Source organism: Chryseobacterium indologenes (genome assembly GCF_002025665.1).
In the GTDB taxonomy this organism is placed as follows: Bacteria; Bacteroidota; Bacteroidia; order Flavobacteriales; family Weeksellaceae; genus Chryseobacterium; species Chryseobacterium metallicongregator.
This window is the reverse complement of the sequence record NZ_CP018786.1, coordinates 5,279,271-5,298,302: the sequence shown is the minus strand read 5'-3', so window position 1 is coordinate 5,298,302 and position 19,032 is coordinate 5,279,271. Positions and strand designations below refer to the sequence as shown.

Below are 19,032 nucleotides of genomic sequence, written 5' to 3'. Positions count from 1 at the left end.
CAATAAGCCAGTTGATGATCAGCTCTTTCTTTCAGCATACAGATATTTTAAAAGGTAAAGGTAAGAATAGAACGCATTATGATGCTTAATTTTTTAAGTAATCATTTTTTAAAATTACTTGTTAGATGATAGATGATTTACTATGGACTTTCTATAAAATTTTTACTCAAAATGAATAAAAAAACAGCAGAAATTCAAAATTTCCTGCTGTTTATATCATCTTAATTAAATCTCAATTACGTAATAGTTTTTAATGTGCGTCCAATTGGATAATATCAAATTTCGGCAAATTAATTACAAATATTATTCTTTAATAATCTTAGAGTTATATTTATTGGTTTCATCATTTATTGAAATAACATAAATTCCAGTTTTCAAATCTTTTATTTTATCATTAATTTCCTTATTTATTTCACTTAAAGAACCTTTTGCTGAAATCAATAATGTTCCTGCCATATCATATAATTCTGCATTCAAATTTTCTCTTGAATTTTTAATATGAATAACCAGTTTTTGTCCATTTTTTAAAGGATTCGGATAAACAATAAATTCATTATTATTTGTCTTACTATCCTTAACAGCTAAAGTATTTGCCGGATACACAAGAATTTTTTGTCCGTTATATCCTACTGCATAAACTTTCAAAGCATTAGAAGGGAAATCAACATATGTATTTGCCAATGTAGTATCTCCCGTTCCCACAATAGAAACACTGATGAGCTGGTTACCTGCATCATAAGTTTCAAATGCAACCGCATTATTCCACTTAGAATTATTTACCAATAAAAATTGACCTTGTGCATTGTTTACAACCTGAGCCCCAATTCCTGTAATTCCTGAAACAGGCAGAAGATTCTTATATGCATTCACGCTATTTGCCGAAAGATAATTAATTACAGGAGATACCGGTTTTGCATATTCCTTCATTAAAACATAGGTTTTCACATCATCAATCATACTTTGTGTAATCGTAAGCTGACCGTTTGAGTAATCTGAAATTGTGGCATTAATAGGCTTTAAAAACCCTGTATTGGTAAAGAAATCTGTAAGGTCTTCCTGCACAGCGTCACAGGTATTTTTCACAAAATTCATAACCATTTGCCCTTGGGTAAGCTGGGTTTCGTTTGTATTTCTTACTTTCTCGGCTACTATAGCAAACCAATGTGCATAATCTACTCCGGGAACGGCAGGTGTAACCGTAGGTGTCTCTTCATCCGACATATCTGAATCAAATGCAAGCGTGGAAGCACTTTTTGAGGCACCCGCCAATTGATAATATAATTCTAATTGCCAAAACGGAATAAGGCTTCTGAAATTTGCGTCAGCAGGATTCACATAATCTGTTCTGAACTGATCCATAATACTCTTCCCGTTAATTTGGGTTTGAATAATAATTTCTCCAAATCTGTTTCCTACCACTTTAGGAAAGGCCGTTTTATCAGCAATTTCACCTTCTAATCTAGTAAATCTGTTGGCTCCTGTTGGTGAATACAAATTGTAATATGCCCATAGTGAATATATATTATTTGTGATTTCTGTTGTTCCAACCCATTTTAAGCCGGGTCTTACCTGATTGATATGGCCTAATTCATGAGCTACACCCCAAAAATCCAGTCCGGTTGCTGAAGTAGAGTTTGAAAGTCCCCAAGTAAGATCTAGATGAGCTCCTAAGCCTCCTGCATACCATCCTCCTAAAGATTCTGTATAAACAAGCTGTCTGTTTTTAAGATTTTTATTGAATTTAAAAAAGCCCATCATTTCTCTCTCAGATTTAACAATTGCATCGTATTTATCGATTAAAGGCTGAGCTGTGGTGAAATGGAAATTGCTTACGACAGACTTATCAATTAGCAGTTTCGTATAATACCCTTCTATATCAATTTTTGGATATACATCATTAGTTAGCATTTCAATCCATTCTGCAGACGTTGTACCTTTTTTATATATGCCATTTACAATCCCTGCTGTGATATTTACCGATATGGGCAATGCATTTACATCATCCGTATAATATGAAATGTACCCGAGTCCGGCATTTATAATATTAATAATGTTCAGCCCATTTTTCAATTCATAAGATTTTTCAGGAGAAGAACCTTCAGTAGCAAAATCTCTTACTTTTAAATAAACTTTGTTTGTAGTTGTAATATCTTTTGCAAAAATAATGGCTGTTGTATTTTTCTGAAACGTAATTCCTGTTGGGTTTTCATAGCCGTTGTAATTTGCTATTTTGTACTGATTGTTTATTGATTCAATTGTTTTATATGCGCTAAAAGTCTGAACTCTGTATTTTCTATTGTAGGTATTATTAAATAAGCACTGCGCTAACCTTTTAATGAAAGGTGAGGAAATTGCATCAATATCCTGTTGGGTTACAGTTGGTTTTAAAGTACTGAAAATAGTATCATTAAAAATATTTGAATAAGCTGAAGGATTAAAACTATTAGGACTGGCCTGAAAAAACTCCATTTCAGCACAGCTGGCAAAATCGTTTTTGCCATCCAGAACCTCAATTTTTATATTTAAAGGAGTAATTGCAGAAGGAAAAACTACAGTTTTAATGGTACTCGTTTGTCCAAAATTTTGAGTAGCAATATCAACATAAGCAGGATTAGAAATGGTATTATAACTTATTTTTATATTTCCGAAAAGGCCATTTGGCCCGCCATCTTGTCTTGGGGTGTACCTTAAATAATTCATAGATGTCAGCCCATCAAACTTATAAATCAGAGAAATAGGAAAAGTGGCTGCTGTTGCACTCCAGCTACAATGATAAAGCGTATTGACGTCACCATCAAAGGATTTCTCTATATTTTCTCCCGATTGGAAACTTGAAGCCGAAGACCCTGCCACTTGCGGCAACACAGGGATATCCGCATACGCTGAAAACTCATTGGTTGGAAGTGTACATTCTGTTTGTATAGGATCCATCTGTTCTTCAGAATAAAACTCCATCTCTGCACAACTTGAAAAATTATTTTGAGCACTTAGAACATCAATCCTAATAACATCTGGATGAACAATTGCTGTTGGCAAATCTATTGTTTTTGCCATATTATCAGATGCCCAGGAAATAACTCCGGTTGCTGTTATAAAAACAGAAGGATTGGATTGCGTAGAATAGGAAATCTTCACACTGGTCCATATTCCATTAGGGCCTGTTGTTCTGGGTTTGTATACCAACCTTTTTACACTTTTTACCCGACTGGAAAATTTGAAATTTAACTGATCCGGCAGTGCTGTACTCAAATTATACCGGGAATGATAAAGTGTATTTACATTATTATCATTACACATTCCTGCTTCCTGTCCAGGTTCTGCTGGTTGTAATGAACTTGCATAAACTACTGGCATTTTATATTGCTGAGCAAAAACTATCTGTAAAAAGAATAGAAATAAAAGAGTAAAAGAATTTTTTTTCATCTTGTTGTAATTTTGATTAATAAAATTTATTCAAAGCTAATTACCATAAAAGCCATGTAATAGAAAGATTTCCAACGTGATATTGCTGTGTCAAAATGATTGAGTAAAGAACGAAAGCTGTCGCGTCTTTCTATAGCCTATCCTATTCTATTTCTATAAAAAATTTCATCAAAAAACTCTCGGTGAAAATCATCTTGAGGGCAAATATTAGCTGCCAGATCATTTTTCTATTATAGCTTTACCAAATACTTATACATCATACTAAAAGTTTTATTTCTAAAATTAAGAATTAAAATAATTGCAAAAATTTATACCTACCTGTTTTTAATTATACACCACCAGTTGAATTATTCTGTCCCGAATCCGCTATACATTAAGCTGCTAAAATGACAAAAAATAAAAGTAACACTCTACTTTTCCTTTTTTGATAAGAGTAATTCTATATCTTTTGTGCCGGTGATTCCAGTACAGTAACACTTACATTGCTGACAGATTTTACTACTCCTGATTCTCCATGTATATTAGAAAGAAAATTAGGGAAGCTTTCAATAGGAAAAGCCCAATAATAATGTCCATCTACCGGAGAAGGAAAATTGGCCTGCAATCTTCCCTTTAATTTCATAGGTACAAAGTATTCAACAGATGATCCTTTTAACTTCGTCAGGACAGAAATTGATTTTTTAGAATGAGCAGGAACAATGGTTTTGTAGCTGCTGGTCTCAGTAATTTCTTCAGAATTTTCTGTACCTTCCGTTGTATCTCCTCCCACAACTACTTTTGTACTTGCAGAAGCTTTTGCCACTAACGGAATATCAACGGATACTGATGCTGCCACTTCAAATGAACCTGAAACAGTCCGCTTCCAGGAAGTAGAATATCCTTTTTTATAAGAATAGGTTACTGTAATTTCACTTTCTCTGTCCCCATTATTAATGGCTTCTGTAGTATAAGCATTATCCGGTAAATCTACTCCGTCAGTTTTTATGGATACCTCAGGAGTTCCTAAAACAATGGAAACATCAGGATTAGGAGCCGTGTTCCGTACATCTCCGTCTACAGAAAGGTCAGGATTAAATATAATTCCGTCCGGAACCTGACCAGAATAAGCAAAAACATTTTTCAATCTCGTCCTTTCACCGGAATAACTAATATCATATCCCATATCCTTCAGATGATTGGATTTGAAAGGGATTTCGCGCTCTTCATTAGATGAACTGTAATTGGTCCTAAAACTATTATTACATGGCAATTGAAAGTCATTTACGATTTTCCAGCCTTGCTGAAGCATCTCTGTCTCAGTAAACTGTGATTTCTTTACTTCAGAATAATTTACTTTTTCTGAATCATCATTCATAGCACTCACTTCATCCCTTGAACATGATACTGAAAACATCAGTAAGAGAATACAAATAGAATTGATTTTTTTGATCATTTTAATAATTTTTTTAGTGTTTAATAATTAAATTTACAAAAAATGAATTCCTTTGAGGTATTTTTTTGCGAATTAATCAAATTTTAATCTTTCCCAATTTTCCATTATTTTATAATACGTTGTACTCTAAAATACTGTTTACATGAAATTTATCAATTTCGCGACTGGAATTTTTAATACGAATTGTACTAACTTTGAACTATGAAAAAGCTTGAATCAAGAGAAGATATTGAACACCTTGTCAATTCATTTTACAACAAAGTTGTTAAAGATGAAACCATTGGATTCTTTTTTAATGATATTGCTAAAGTAGATTGGGACAAACATCTTCCTAAAATGTATTCTTTCTGGGAATCTATTCTTTTTGGGCAGATGAGCTATAAAGGAAATCCAATTGGTGTCCACTTCCCGATTAATGAGATACAGGCTATGGAGCAGAAACACTTTGACAGATGGCTGCTGCTTTGGCGTACTACTATTGAGGAAAATTTCGTAGGAGAAAATGCCGATATGGCAATCTATAAATCCGAGAATATAGCCAAACTGATGGCTTTCAAAATGGAGTTGGCGAGAAGATTATAATGCAATGTGGGGAGTGGGGATACGAGTTAAAAAATTCCAGAATTGATCAAATAATAATTGCTTTTTTAAGGAACGATTACCGTAAAGATATAGGCTGCCAAATTCACCAACAGAACAGTCCCGTACAGGATATTTGTTTTTCCACGACTTAAAGATAGCATCACAATAAATACGGATAAAGAAAGCAGGATAATGTCTTTTTTATCCAATCCTAATACAAGTGGGATATCATACATAATGCATACCGCTGAAACCGCAGGAATAGTGAGACCGATACTTGCCAGAGCTGAACCCAATGCCAGATTCAAACTGGATTGAATTTGATTGGCTCTTGCTGCACGGATCGCTGCTACGCCTTCAGGAAGAAGAACTACAGCAGCAATAATTACACCAACCAGAGATTTTGGAGCTCCAAGACTTTGCACCATTCCTTCTATTGTATCAGACAATCCTTTGGCCATAAGTACAACAATAACAAGGCAAATCACCAAAAAGACAAAGCTGATAAGTGTTTTAGGTAATGAAGGAATATAATGCTCTTCAGGATGCTCATCAGGAACAATAAAATAACTTCTGTGGCGCACAGTCTGCACCATCAGGAAAACCCCATAAATGGCAAGACATGCAATGGATATAAAAATAAGCTGAGCTTCGTTGTAGAATGGTCCGTTGACACTTGAAGTAAAATTGGGAAGAACTAGGGTAAGTACCAGAATGGAAACAATACTCACCAGATAAGTAGTTGCTGAAGTTCTTGCAAAGAACTGTTCATGATATTTAACGCCACCTACCAAAATACATATTCCCAAAATTCCGTTAAGAATAAGCATTACGGCAGCAAAAACGGTATCTCTGGCCAGCGTGATCGCCTGATCTCCGCCGGCAACCATCAGCGAGATGATAAGTGCCACTTCAATAATGGTGATACAAAGTGCCAGAATAATGGTTCCAAAAGGCTCCCCTACTTTATGAGCTACAACTTCAGCATGATGCACTGCTGACAAAACGCTTCCGATTAATAAAATACCGGCAATGATATCATAAAGAACACCACTTCCCATCAATCCGGAAAAGTAGTATCCTACCGCCAGAATAGGAAAAATATAGGTATAATGTAAAAGTTCTTTTAGTCTCATATCTTGACTACAAAATACAAAAAATCTATAATAATTTCAATATTAAAAGAAAATATTAATGATATTTTAATGAGGCCAGAAGTTAAAGTCCTGATAATCTGTAAACATATGAAACAGAATCCCAATTCCTATAATCCTTATATTTCCTTTAAAGAACAGCAGCAAAAAATACACCGCAATGGCATAATAAGAATGTAAAAAATGAAAACCTATGCTTCCTCTTGACGGATCAAAAATAGGATTGGCAAAAAGATGGTCCAGATCTACCAGCATGGTAGCAAGAAGAATAAAATATGCCTTTTTCCAATTTTTACGATAAAAAACCAATGCAATAAAGACCGGAAAAACGAGATGTAAAAAATAATGAGTAAAAGTTTTGAGCAATGCAATGTCTGATGGAGCCATTAATGAAAATTTTATTCGGTTTCTATGCTTACCACCGTAAAATTAATGGTAATTCTCCTTTCTTCGCTTTTATTTTTATCCAATAATTCTGAGCCTTGTTCCCATACAATACGTAATCGATGTCAGAAATGATCCTTTTCTCAGTGTTACTCAATGTTTTCAAAGAGGAATATAACAAAGCATTATTTCTGATTAGCAGGTAATTTTCTTTGAGCTGGGGAGATAATGATACGGATTTTCGGGTTGACTTTATGATAACCCCTTTATTATTCTTTTTGATTTCGTTGGGTTGAAAAGGAATTGCCGTGAATTGATTATCTTCATTGATCCACTTTTTAGACTGAAAGTATTCCCAGGTCTTTTCGGGATCACTACTTACAATATCAATGGTATAATTCGGTTGGGTAATTTTTTGGAAAGTCTTCTTTTCAACTTCATTGAAATTATCATCATATTCATAACTGATAATAGTATCATTGGCCTGCTCTAGATTTGCAGTGGCTTTTAAGGAAACAGCCTGTGATGAATCTGCGATACTCTTATTGAAAAAACGGGTAAAGTTTCTGATGTTTTCCCTGTCCAGCTCCAGTTCCAGAAATTGATTTCCTTTCTGAAGCTTAGAAGCAATTATATTAAAAGTCTCAAGATCTGAGTTATTTCTGATCTCAATTTCGTCATCATTTAACTCAATAGAAAAGCTGTGAATTTTCTTGCCTGAAATGAATGAAATACTTCCCGATGTATTTTGAATAAAACGGTCTGCCTCCCAAACATGGTGTACAGAATTCTGAAGAAGCTTTTTTTGAAGGTTTTCAAAAGCATGATCTGAAGTTCCTACAATACAATAATTTCCTTCTATCATAAAGAAAAACTGCTCCTTCTGAAAACGGTTATTTCCTTTAGCAACAAAACTTTGTTTCTTTAAATAGGTGATGAATTTTTGCGAATCTTTAAGCTCTAAAACGCTGTACCATTCTGAAAATTCAGTGTCTTTAACGTGGAATATCTGCAGAAAATCCGGAATTCTGATCCCTGAATTTTTCAATGAACCGGAGGTTTTACTTTTTGCTTTGCTTCCGGACCATTTTGAAGGATGGGTTACTAAGCTGAAGAGGTATTGCCCCGTTAATTTCTTTGTGTCGATTAAGACGACTGCATCTGCATTATCAGGAATATATTGAAGGCTTTTATCTTTGTGAAAAGCTACAAAATATACTGCAACAGCCAGTAATAAAAATAACGGGACAATAATCTTCTTTTTGTTCATCTATAAAATTTGAGGCTTCTTTTCTGTTTCTTTAGCTTTAAAAACCTGATCGAATATATCAAAGAAATACATTAAGCTGTTTTCTGAAGAATCTTTGATGTTATAGTTCATCTCAGTCTGGATACTTTCTCCTTTTACTTCAGTTTTATAATACAACTCTCCTACATTTTTTTTGATCGCTTCTAATGTTTTTCTTTCTTTCGGACTTTTGAATTCTTTATCTAATCCTGTTAAAAGCTTCTGGATATCCAGTCTGCCGGACAATGGATATTTAGCGGAATCTTTGGCCCATTTTCTGGAAATATCAGATTGGTTTACCGGCAAATTATTATCTGCTGCACTCATCAGATACACTACTCCATCCTTCACAGTAAAAAACAACTGATCTACATATCCTCCGTTTTTCTCTTCTTTAAAGGTGTAAAGGTTTCCTTTTTTAGAGAATCTCTTAGACAGTTTTTTGTTGGTTGTCAGCAAATCAAAAATACGATTCCAGTACCCTTCATTCTCTGTTGCAAAAGCGAAAGTGAAGTTAGGAACAGCGATTTCTTTTGTTTTCTTTACTTCTTTTTCATTGAAATCAGCATCGTATTCGTAATCGGTGTATTCTACGGTTTTGGATTTCAATTCATTCAAAACAAAGATTCCGTTTCCTGGTGCAATTTTGGCAATTGCTTCTTCATCCAGTACAATTTTCATGGTTTCCATAATCAGCTCCATTTCTTTTTTGTACTCATTTTCTCCAGAGTTCTGAAGAAGACTGTACATCATATCAAAACATTTTGCCCCATTTACATTCATGGCATAGTAACCAACACTTTTCTCATTGATCAGCTCCAGCAGCTTTTTGTTTTTCTTACCTTTATAAATGGCGGAAATATTCTTTTGAATGTCAGCATTTTTATGCTGATAATTGTTAACCAGTCTTACTTTATCTTTGTCAAAGTACAGATTGTATGCATAGTTGGAATTGTACATGTTTTTGAAAAACTGTCCGTAGCCGTAGTACTTCGTCATCTTTCCGTAGATTCCTTCGTTTACAATCCTTCCATAGTCTGTGTATACAAAAACATCGGAATTGGCATCTCGGAATGACAGCATTTCTTTAGGCACTTCAATTTCTAAATTTGAACTGAAATATTGGTCAAAACGATCTTCTGCGTTCTTTTTAACAACCCTGAAGTTTTCTCTGCGGATAGAATCCTGTTCTTTCTGAAAAGCTTTTTCTTCTTCCTCATCATAAGCGTCTTCAGGCATTTCTTCTCCGTTTTCAGAATTTTCAGCAGTTTCTTTCTCTGCAGGATATTTATGATGTTTCTCCAGGTATTTGATATCTTTCTGGATTCTTGCAATCTCGTTGTTGTTATCTTTTATACTTTCTTTCAGATACTTGATATCATCCTTCAGACTTTTGATTTCTTCTTTATAATCAAAAGGTTTTTCCGGTTCTTCTGTATACACTGTATCTCCCGGCTCTGCATAAGCGGAGTCAACCACTGCAACAGCAGTACTGTCTGCAACTGCTTCCTCTGCCCAAAGATTCTTATAAGGTTTTGTATAGCTGATCATGCTCAGAACAGCACGGCTTCCGTTCCACGCTACAAAAATATCATCGTTGATATCTACATAAGAATAGTTCTTTCTGCTGGAAACTTCCTGTCCTTTTTTCTTTACAGAATTAATGAATTCCTGAAACTTTTCCTTATTGTCAATGATAAAATGGGTATTATAGGCTTTAATAGAGTCATTAAAACTTGCATAATGGTATTGAACAGCATCGTATTTGATTCCTGTTTTGGAATAATCTGTCCATGAAAGATTTTCTTTGCTCTTTTTGCTGAGCTCATGCAGCAAAGGATTCAGTTTATTCCAGTTGATTTTATTATTAAGTTGTTTTCCGTTAACTTCCATATAAAATACGGCATCGGAAGGAATTTTCATGCTGTTTTGGGCTAAAATCAATGTAAAGCCAAAGAGAACGAAAATAATTGTTTGCGTTTTTAAAAAGATAGATTTCATGACTATAGTTTAGAAATTTATTGAAAAAGAATGGTGTTTTGTATTTGTTTTTTCTGAAGGATTACATCCAGGATATCTGCTTCCAGTTTAAGAGCCTTTTTGTTGGGAGAAAGCACGTAATTAGTATTAGTTTGTGATTTCACTGGATTTTCAAACTGCATGATGGAAGTATACCGAGCATCGTTAAAAACTTCTTTATCACCCTTACTCATCTTGTCATAATCAGCCTTGAAAGTATTGACTTTATTCCTTGTCAAGGTCTTTTTCTCAAGATTTTGGCTGTACACCTGAGTTGGAACCATTTTACCCAATATTTTCTGGGTTTTCAGTTTTTCCAGGCCTGCATTGATGTTTTCAATTTTTTTGAAATTACAGCTCAGCTTGATGATGTAATTATCAAAATCCATAGATGTTTTCACATTACTGATTCCTGGTGTTGCTTTAAAAATTTTGGCAGCTTCATTGATTTTATTTTCAATTTCTGCCTTTTTAGGAACTTTTTTTCCGTTGATGGTTTCCATCTTAGAGATAGAGGCCAGTCTTGTTTTGCTCTTGCTGGCGTTAAGGATAATAGTATATTCTCCTGTTCCGTCAGCTTTTATATTCACTTTATCAAGAATATCAAAACAGCTTGTCAGAAACAGTAAAGGAATACATAGAAGAAATAATCTGAGATTTTTTTTCATGATTAGGTTTAAAAGCACAAAATTACTCAATTCTGACCTTAAATCCTTATAATCTTTGATTTTTTGGGCATAAATAGCTGTTTCCCGGTACTTTTTCAGGGGAAAATACGGTGCTATTCCGTATATTATTTTTTATACTCGTCCTTTAAGATAATCCTGACGAAGATCTTCATCCAGTTTTTCAATAGCATACCGAAGACAGGTTCTCGGCATTTCTTTGTAATACTGATTCAGAAAGCTGATCAGCTCGCCTTCATTTTTATTTCCCATTTCCCTTAGCAACCAACCGTTTGCCTTGTGCATCAAATCATGGGGATGTTTAAGATTTCTGGTTACGAATTCTTTGGTCAGATTAAATGAACCCTTTTTTATATAGTGCATAGTTCCCACTACAGCAATTCTCTTATGCCACATTTCCTCAGATTCCGAAAGTTCCACAAGAAGGCTTTCTTTCTGATTTTCAAAAGCATACCTTCCTAAAATCTTATAACAGGTAGAATCTACCAGATCCCAGTTGTTCACATAAGGAAGATGATCCAGGTAAAAAGTGACCACTTTTTCTTTTACCGCCTTATCTTTTGTTTTCTCAAACTTTGAAATCAGCATAAAAAGAGCCGTCAGCCTATGCTCATGGTATTCTGAAGAAAGTAATGTACTGAGTTCTTTTAAATCTATTTTCGAATAATATTCTTTGGCAACAGAGCGCTGATCCGGAACTTTCACTCCCAGAAACAAGTCGCCTTCACCATATTCACCTTTTCCTGTTTTGAAGAATCTTGGAAAAAATTCAGCCTTTTCAGGAATGGATAAAACAGCGAGTGCTTCCTGTATTTCTTTAACGATGCTCATATGACAATTTAAGCGTTTTCTTCTACAACAATATTTTCCTGCTCTTCCTCTTCTTTGGCAATCTTATTAGGGTTCGCCACTTTAGCAATGGTAAGTCCCTGAACAATGATCGAGAATACTACAACGCAATAGGTAATACTTAAAATAATTTCACTGTATTCACTTTTAGGAATAGACATCGCCAATGCAATGGAAACTCCTCCTCGAATTCCTCCCCAAACCAGAACTTTTACCGTCTGTGGACTGAAACTTCTTCTCAGGGAAGTAAATTTTGTAGGCCCCCAGATAGAAATAAATCTTGCAAACAGAACGACCACAATGGCAACTACGCCCGGAATCATGAAATGTCTGAGATCTTTAATCATCAAAAGTTCAAATCCGATGAACAGGAATAATACTGCATTCAGAATTTCATCAATCAATTCCCAGAATTTAATCAGATAGTCCTGAGTAACTGATTTCATTTTGAAACTTCTGTTGAAGTTTCCCATAAACAATCCTGCAGCAACCATCGTCAATGGCCCTGAAATATGCATTTGACGGGCAATAAGATACCCTCCCATTACAACAGAAAGTGTTACTAATACGGAAATAATATAATCATCCACTTCACGCATCAATCTTGAAGTAACCCATCCTAACAGAACTCCAAGTAAAAGACCTCCTCCGGCTTCTTTAAGCAGAAGCAATCCGATTGTTTCAACACTCAGATCCACTTCTTTTCCGATCGCCAGCTGTAAAATCACCGTAAAGACCACAACTGCCATACCGTCATTGAAAAGAGACTCTCCAGCTACTTTTGTTTCCAGTGATTTGGATACCTTAGCTTGTTTCAGTACACTCAGAACTGCTACCGGATCGGTAGGTGAAATCAAAGCTCCAAAAACAAGACAATAGATAAAAGGAAGTTTTACCCCTACATAAGGAAGCAGATAAAACATTCCGAATCCTACCACAAAAGTAGAAATCACAACACCTACTGTGGAAAATATCACTACAGGTCTGAACTGTTCTTTCAGATCATTAATATTAATATGGATTCCCCCTGCAAAGAGTAGAAAATTAAGCATAGCACCCATCAACACTTCCGTAAAGTCTATACCATTCATGAGGTTGTGAAGATGTCCGAAAGTTCTCGGAAGAACCGTTTCTCCAAACAGTACCAGAAAAATTGATACTACAATGGCGATTACCATAATTCCGATGGTACTTGGAAGTTTTAAAAACCTATAGTTAAGATAGGCAAATATTGATGCTAATACGATTAATGCTGAAAATGAATAATATAATTCCACTAAGTGTTTTTATTTTAAGATTAATTGGTTAGTTCCAAATAGAGTATTTTGATATAAATTTGATTCCCATCCTTTTCCCAGATGTCAAACATGGCATCTTTAGAAGTTTTCGAACGTCTTGTGTAGTCTTGTCCTATATTCAGAATATTCAGCAGAATGTATTCATCTCCTACAGAATTGACGACATAAGCTGTTTTTTCTGACTTTCCGTCTCCTGAACTTCTTATCCCTTCAGTAAGGGTACGGAATTGGTTCAGATGATGGATAAAGTTATTTCCATCCTTTACAGAATCGTAAGCCCTGAGAAGAATCAGCAGTACATCCAGGTTGGTAGGATCTTTATCATACAAAGCTTTTCCCTGTTTGATACAATCCGCAAAATTGTTTTGTTTAAAGGCTTCTACCAGACTTTTAAAGCGATCATCTGATGTACTTATTTTATCGTTTCTAAAATTTCTTCCGTAGTACAGATATTGAGATTCTATACTGTCCAGAGCTTTAGGATATCCTTTAAATTTGAAAATAAGCTTGTCGTAATTGTACGGAGAGTCGGAAGTCCTGAGACTTTTCTCAATAGCTTTTAAATCAATTTTGGATTTCTGGCTGAATCCAAAAACCGAAAACAGGATGACTAAAAGAAAAAAATGGTATTTCATTAATCGTTGCTTTCTTCTTCGTCGTTGTCGAAATATTCGAAAAGGAAATCGTTGTATGGGAATCTGGAAATATGAATTTTCATCACCTCATCATAGATCATTTTCTTCATTTCCGGGAAGTTTTCCTTCGTTAATGCAGAGATGAAAACTGTTGGATACTTAGATTTTGCCATCCAGGTCTTTTTCCACTCTTCCAGAGAAATATTTTTACGGGTAGAAGGCGTAAGATCATCTTCATCCTTTTTCTCATAGCTGAAATCATCAATTTTGTTGAAAATCATAATCATTGGTTTCTGATGAGCATTGATCTCCATCAGGATATGATTTACGGATTCTATGTGGTCTTCAAAGCTTTCGTGAGAAATATCCACCACATGAATCAAAAGATCAGCTTCACGAACCTCATCCAACGTAGATTTAAATGATTCTACCAGCTGAGTAGGTAGTTTTCTGATGAATCCTACTGTGTCTGTCAACAAAAACGGAAGATTTCCAATCACCACTTTTCTTACGGTGGTATCAAGGGTTGCGAATAATTTATTTTCAGCAAAAACCTCAGATTTTGAAATAGAATTCATCAAAGTAGACTTCCCTACGTTGGTATATCCTACCAAAGCGGCACGAACCACTTTTCCACGGTTGTTACGCTGAGTAGCCATTTGCTTGTCAATCGTCTTCAGTTTCTCTTTCAACAAGGTAATTCTGTCACGGATAATACGACGGTCAGTCTCAATTTCCGTTTCTCCGGGACCTCTCATCCCAATTCCCCCTTTCTGACGCTCAAGGTGGGTCCACATTCTTGTCAATCGTGGTAAAAGATACTGATATTGTGCCAATTCCACCTGAGTTCTTGCATAAGAAGTCTGTGCTCTTTGGGCAAAAATATCAAGAATAAGATTGGTACGGTCCAGGATCTTAACTTCCATATCTCTTTCCAGGTTTTTAAGCTGTGAAGGAGAGAGTTCATCATCGAAAATTACAGTTCCGATCTCATTTTCTTTTACATATTCTTTTATCTCAATGGCTTTTCCGCTTCCGATAAAGGTTTTGGAATCAGGCTGAGTTAATTTTTGGGTAAAACGCTTTTGTACGGTTGCTCCGGCTGTGAAAGCTAAAAACTCCAGTTCATCTAAATACTCCGTCAGTTTTTCTTCGTCCTGATTTTGGGTAATAACACCCACCAAGACTGCTTTCTCATAGTTATGTTCTTTCTTTTCTAACATTAAGTTCTGTCTATGTTTATGATTTTTACAAGTTAATATTTTTCAGAAAAAAAACAAAATCAATTTTTATTTAATAACATATTTTAATATAAATTTAAGTTTACTGGCGAATGATATATAAAAAATCAATAACTTTATGTAATAAAATTCTGATTTTTAAATATTTAAATTAAAAACTAATCTCCGGAATATCATGATTACGCATATCAGATGTATGATTATTGATGATGATGAACTGGACAGGCTGGTTCTTCAGCATTATATCAGGCAATATCAAAACATTGAAATTGTTGCCACTTTTGACTCTGCAGAAAAGGCGGTTTCCTATCTTGACCTTCCTGTTGATCTCCTGATTACTGAAACCAATTTAAAGGGTATGAGTGGTCTTGAACTCCGCACGTTAGCCCATAAGATCCCTGCCTGTATTTTCGTAAGCTCACATCCTGAGCTGGCTGCCGGAGCTTTTGAGATTAATACTTTAGATTTTATTACCAAACCTCTTACAGCAGAACGCTTTCATCATTCCATGGAAAAGCTTTTGGATTTTTTTGAAGTAAAGGAAAAATGTGAATGTTATGATGCTATGGTGGGAGAAAACTGTATCAAAATAAAAGAAGGAGGCCATATTCATCAGATTAAAATGAAAGATATTCTCTATCTGGAAGCTCTGAAAGATTATACAAGAATTATCACTCTTGAAAAAAATCACTGTATTTTAAACTCTCTGGGAAATCTTCTGCAAAAAAACTTTTTTGATTCTTTTGTAAGAATACACAGAAGCTATGCCGTTCCGCGCCATCTTATCCGAGGGAAAAGCTGTCATGAAATAGAGCTTACACACCACATAAAACTCCCTATTGGCCGTACTTACAAAGACAATCTGTCTTTTTTTAATCCTTAAAAAACCTAACTATAATTCACAAAATGCCATTGGTCGATTATTTCTGCCGTTGGTCTATTTTCTTTCCAATTGATTGAGATAGGTGGTAATTTAGTCTTCCCAAATTCCCCAAGAAAAACACATATCTATTAATCACCAAAACTGTTATCCATGGAAAGAATATCTATTTATTGTATTATTCTGTCTGTCTTCTCCATCCCCATACTACACGCTCAATCTGCAGTTTTAGCAGCGGGATTGGATGCATCAGCAGTTAATGGTTTTGTTTCGTACAGTGTAGGTCAGACCACCTATCTGGAAAAAGGAACAGGACAAGTTCTGGAAGGCGTTCAGCAGCCTTACGAAATCATCACCCTTACCACTATTGAAAACCCTTCTGAACAGAATGGCATTTTGCTCTATCCTAATCCTTTCAGAGATTATTTGTATTTAGATTTTACGTCAAATAGTTTCAAAGGATCAGAATACCAGTTATTCGATTCCCAAGGCAAACTGGTAAAAAAAGATAAGATCTCACAATCAAAATCTGAACTTAATTTCTCCTCACTTCCTTCTGCTATGTACATCATCAGGATTACCCAAAATGGAGAAAATATTAAAACTTTTAAAATCATTAAAAAATAAAATGCCATGAAAAAAATATTATCACTGTTTTGGATCCTGACAGGTTTCTTTATGGGGCTTTCTCAGGCTCCGGAAAAAATGAGCTATCAGGCTGTCATGAGAAATGGTTCCGGACAACTCCTAGTCAATCAAGGAATTGCCGTGAGAGCAAGCATATTACAGGGATCTCCTGCCGGAGCCGCAGTCTATTCTGAAAGACTTACCGGAAACACCAATGCCAACGGACTTATCAGCCTTGAAATAGGAACAGGAACTGTACTCACCGGAACATTTGCCACCATCGACTGGCCTGCAGGAAGCTATTACTTAAAAACAGAAACTGACCCTGCAGGAGGAACCAGCTACACCATAGTAGGAACCAGCCAGTTGCTAAGTGTTCCTTATGCGATGTATGCCAAATCCGCTGGTGGTGGAGGCGGAAGTTTTACAATTCCCTATACTAACACCGTTAATAATGCTTCTACTTTATTTTCATTAACCAACGATGGCGATGGAACATCATTAGAAGGTAATAACAACACAACAACCTCCAATATTGCAGCAGTAAGAGGAGTTGTTACCAATGTAGCTCCCGGAGGATTTTCTTCAGCGGTTCGTGGTATTAATAACGGAACCGGCGGACTTGGAGTAGGTGTATACGGAAGCCAGGCCGGAAGCGGATGGGGTGTTTATGGTACAACACCTAATGGCTTAGGAGTTTATGGAAACGCCACCGGAAATGGTTTTGGAGTATATGCAAACAGCAATACAGGAACAGGTCTTAATGCTACCAGTAATAACGGAATCCCTGCGAGCATTTCAATCCTCAATAACGCGAATAATAATGTTGCTCTTAGTGCATCAAGTGTAGGAAATGGTACGGTTGTAAATGTTACTACCACCGGAAACGGAGCCGGAGTAAGAAGTTCTACCGGAGCAGGATTTGGGGTACACGGAATAACTTCTGCACAGACATCCGCGGGTGTTATAGGTGACAACAACGGCGGTGGTGAAGCAGTAGTGGGTAGAACTACCAGTGATATCGCCGGAGCTGTAGTAGGCCGTAATGACGGAGGCGGATATGGAGTCAGAGGTTTTGTTGCTACCAATACATCCGGAACTGGTATCGGTGTTTACGGGCAGGTAGGCTTAAATAACAGTACTGGTCGTGCCGGAAGATTTGAAAATTTTAACCAAACAAATACTACAGGGAATACTTTTGAGGTAGAAACGAATGGAAATGGAAATATTCCGGACAATACCCAGGGAAATGCAGCCTCTTTTCTAGTTGACAATACCAATAGCGTTGGTGCAGCAGTAAGAGGAGAAGTAAATACTATTTTCGGAAACTTTGGTGCCGCCGCAATTTTTGGAATTTCTTCAGGAACGGGAGGACGCGCAGGTTTATTTTATGCCTCAAATCCTTCAGGAAACGGAGCTTCATTGATTGCCCTTACTGATGGTAACGGAAATGCTATCACCGCCAATGCAGGAAAAGACGGAAATGGTGTTGAAACCAATATTGACGGAGCAGGAAATGCTCTCTATGCATGGGTTCCTTCTTTTTCTACCGGACGAGCTGGAAGATTTGAAATCTTCAATGAGAATAATACCAGTGATGTTATAACAGTAAACACAATTGGAAATGGTATTGCAGGGAATTTTAAAGTAGACCGAACCACAGGAACTTCAGCAGCAGTGAGGGGAGAAGTAAATTCACAGTTTGCCAACTTCGGTACTGCAGGGATTTATGGAATATCTTCCGGTACAGGAGGATATGCAGGTTTATTTCATGCCAGTAATCCTGCCGGAAACGGCCCTGCTCTGATTGCTATTGCAGATGGTAACGGGAATGGTATAACAGCCAACGCATCCAATACCGGAGATGGTGTAGAAACCACTGCAGATGGAACAGGAAGTGCGATCTACGCATGGGTTCCTAATTTCGGAGAAGGACGCGCTGCAAGATTTGTGAATTACAATACTGCCAATACCAACCCTCCTCTTACAGTAGAAACCCGCAGTAACGGCTCTATTGCTGTATTTAGATCCGGAAATCCGGGTGCAGTGAATGTGGCAAGAATCAATTCTGCGGGACGTGGATTTTTTAATGGAGGAACTCAAAACAGTGGTGCTGACGTTGCTGAAGCATTTGATGTCAATGGTCATATTTCTGAATATGAGCCTGGTGATATTCTTGTCATCTCAACGAAAGCAGACAGAACTGTTGAAAAATCTTCAACTCCTTATTCCACTCTTGTTGCAGGTGTATATGCCACTAAACCGGGTGTACTGCTTACAGAAGAGCATATTGACACTGACATTTCAGATAAAGCTCCAATGGGAGTCATTGGGGTAATCCCTACCAAAGTATGCCTTGAGAATGGAAAAATAAAAAGAGGTGACCTGTTGGTAACTTCATCCAAACCAGGTGTTGCAATGAAAGCCAATATCAAAATGGTAAAAATTGGACAGGTAATCGGAAAAGCGCTTCAGGATTATGACCAAAAAGAGATTGGAAAAATTCAAGTATTAGTCAACATAAAATAAACCGT

General features: G+C 36.1%; 15 protein-coding genes. 4 read left to right on the top strand and 11 right to left on the bottom strand.

Translation table 11 applies throughout. The features are described 5' to 3' along the window. Positions 1 to 303: 303 nt before the first annotated feature. Both BUE84_RS23970 and BUE84_RS23965 read right to left on the bottom strand, forming a co-directional pair. Positions 304 to 3,423, bottom strand: a complete 3,120-nt coding sequence (locus BUE84_RS23970) for a M60 family metallopeptidase (protein WP_079243809.1) — start codon at positions 3,421 to 3,423, stop codon at positions 304 to 306. 439 nt (positions 3,424 to 3,862) lie between these two features. Further along, the gene (locus BUE84_RS23965) at positions 3,863 to 4,855 is read right to left on the bottom strand and encodes a hypothetical protein (protein WP_079243808.1); all 993 of its coding nucleotides are present in this window, start codon (positions 4,853 to 4,855) and stop codon (positions 3,863 to 3,865) included. Positions 4,856 to 5,056: 201 nt separating this feature from the next. Between BUE84_RS23965 and BUE84_RS23960 the strand changes: the two genes are divergently transcribed. Beyond that, positions 5,057 to 5,437, top strand: coding sequence for a group III truncated hemoglobin (locus BUE84_RS23960; RefSeq protein WP_079243807.1), 381 nt, complete (start codon positions 5,057 to 5,059; stop codon positions 5,435 to 5,437). A 65-nt stretch (positions 5,438 to 5,502) separates the two neighbouring features. Here the strand turns inward: BUE84_RS23960 and BUE84_RS23955 are convergent, their stop codons facing one another. The 9 genes from BUE84_RS23955 to hflX all read right to left on the bottom strand — a co-directional run bounded on the left by BUE84_RS23955 (position 5,503) and on the right by hflX (position 14,973). After that, complete coding sequence (locus BUE84_RS23955; protein WP_079243806.1) at positions 5,503 to 6,573, bottom strand: calcium:proton antiporter; 1,071 nt, start codon at positions 6,571 to 6,573, stop codon at positions 5,503 to 5,505. A 66-nt stretch (positions 6,574 to 6,639) separates the two neighbouring features. After that, complete coding sequence (locus tag BUE84_RS23950; protein ID WP_079243805.1) at positions 6,640 to 6,978, bottom strand: DUF6122 family protein; 339 nt, start codon at positions 6,976 to 6,978, stop codon at positions 6,640 to 6,642. 28 nt (positions 6,979 to 7,006) lie between these two features. Next, the gene (locus BUE84_RS23945; protein ID WP_079243804.1) at positions 7,007 to 8,245 is read right to left on the bottom strand and encodes a hypothetical protein; all 1,239 of its coding nucleotides are present in this window, start codon (positions 8,243 to 8,245) and stop codon (positions 7,007 to 7,009) included. After that, the gene (locus BUE84_RS23940; RefSeq protein ID WP_079243803.1) at positions 8,246 to 10,264 is read right to left on the bottom strand and encodes a hypothetical protein; all 2,019 of its coding nucleotides are present in this window, start codon (positions 10,262 to 10,264) and stop codon (positions 8,246 to 8,248) included. A 17-nt stretch (positions 10,265 to 10,281) separates the two neighbouring features. After that, positions 10,282 to 10,950 (bottom strand): hypothetical protein, encoded by a 669-nt coding sequence (locus BUE84_RS23935; protein WP_079243802.1) that lies wholly within the window; start codon positions 10,948 to 10,950, stop codon positions 10,282 to 10,284. A 132-nt stretch (positions 10,951 to 11,082) separates the two neighbouring features. Beyond that, positions 11,083 to 11,799 carry a DNA alkylation repair protein gene (locus tag BUE84_RS23930; protein WP_079243801.1) on the bottom strand — a complete coding sequence of 239 codons (717 nt, stop codon included), beginning with the start codon at positions 11,797 to 11,799 and terminating at the stop codon, positions 11,083 to 11,085. A gap of 8 nt (positions 11,800 to 11,807) precedes the next feature. Further along, positions 11,808 to 13,094, bottom strand: coding sequence for a cation:proton antiporter (locus BUE84_RS23925; RefSeq protein WP_079243800.1), 1,287 nt, complete (start codon positions 13,092 to 13,094; stop codon positions 11,808 to 11,810). A 20-nt stretch (positions 13,095 to 13,114) separates the two neighbouring features. Further along, positions 13,115 to 13,750 carry a DUF4919 domain-containing protein gene (locus BUE84_RS23920; protein ID WP_079243799.1) on the bottom strand — a complete coding sequence of 212 codons (636 nt, stop codon included), beginning with the start codon at positions 13,748 to 13,750 and terminating at the stop codon, positions 13,115 to 13,117. Then, positions 13,750 to 14,973 carry a GTPase HflX gene (gene hflX, locus BUE84_RS23915; RefSeq protein WP_079243798.1) on the bottom strand — a complete coding sequence of 408 codons (1,224 nt, stop codon included), beginning with the start codon at positions 14,971 to 14,973 and terminating at the stop codon, positions 13,750 to 13,752. Before hflX ends, BUE84_RS23920 begins: the two co-directional genes overlap by 1 nt. 193 nt (positions 14,974 to 15,166) lie before the next feature. On the opposite strand from hflX, the gene BUE84_RS23910 reads away from it, so the two are divergent. From BUE84_RS23910 to BUE84_RS23900, 3 genes are all read left to right on the top strand, one after another. After that, positions 15,167 to 15,874 (top strand): LytR/AlgR family response regulator transcription factor, encoded by a 708-nt coding sequence (locus tag BUE84_RS23910; protein ID WP_238594324.1) that lies wholly within the window; start codon positions 15,167 to 15,169, stop codon positions 15,872 to 15,874. Between the two features lie 150 nt (positions 15,875 to 16,024). After that, positions 16,025 to 16,498 (top strand): T9SS type A sorting domain-containing protein, encoded by a 474-nt coding sequence (locus BUE84_RS23905; RefSeq protein ID WP_079243797.1) that lies wholly within the window; start codon positions 16,025 to 16,027, stop codon positions 16,496 to 16,498. A 6-nt stretch (positions 16,499 to 16,504) separates the two neighbouring features. After that, positions 16,505 to 19,027 carry a beta strand repeat-containing protein gene (locus BUE84_RS23900; protein ID WP_079243796.1) on the top strand — a complete coding sequence of 841 codons (2,523 nt, stop codon included), beginning with the start codon at positions 16,505 to 16,507 and terminating at the stop codon, positions 19,025 to 19,027. Positions 19,028 to 19,032: the final 5 nt, after the last annotated feature.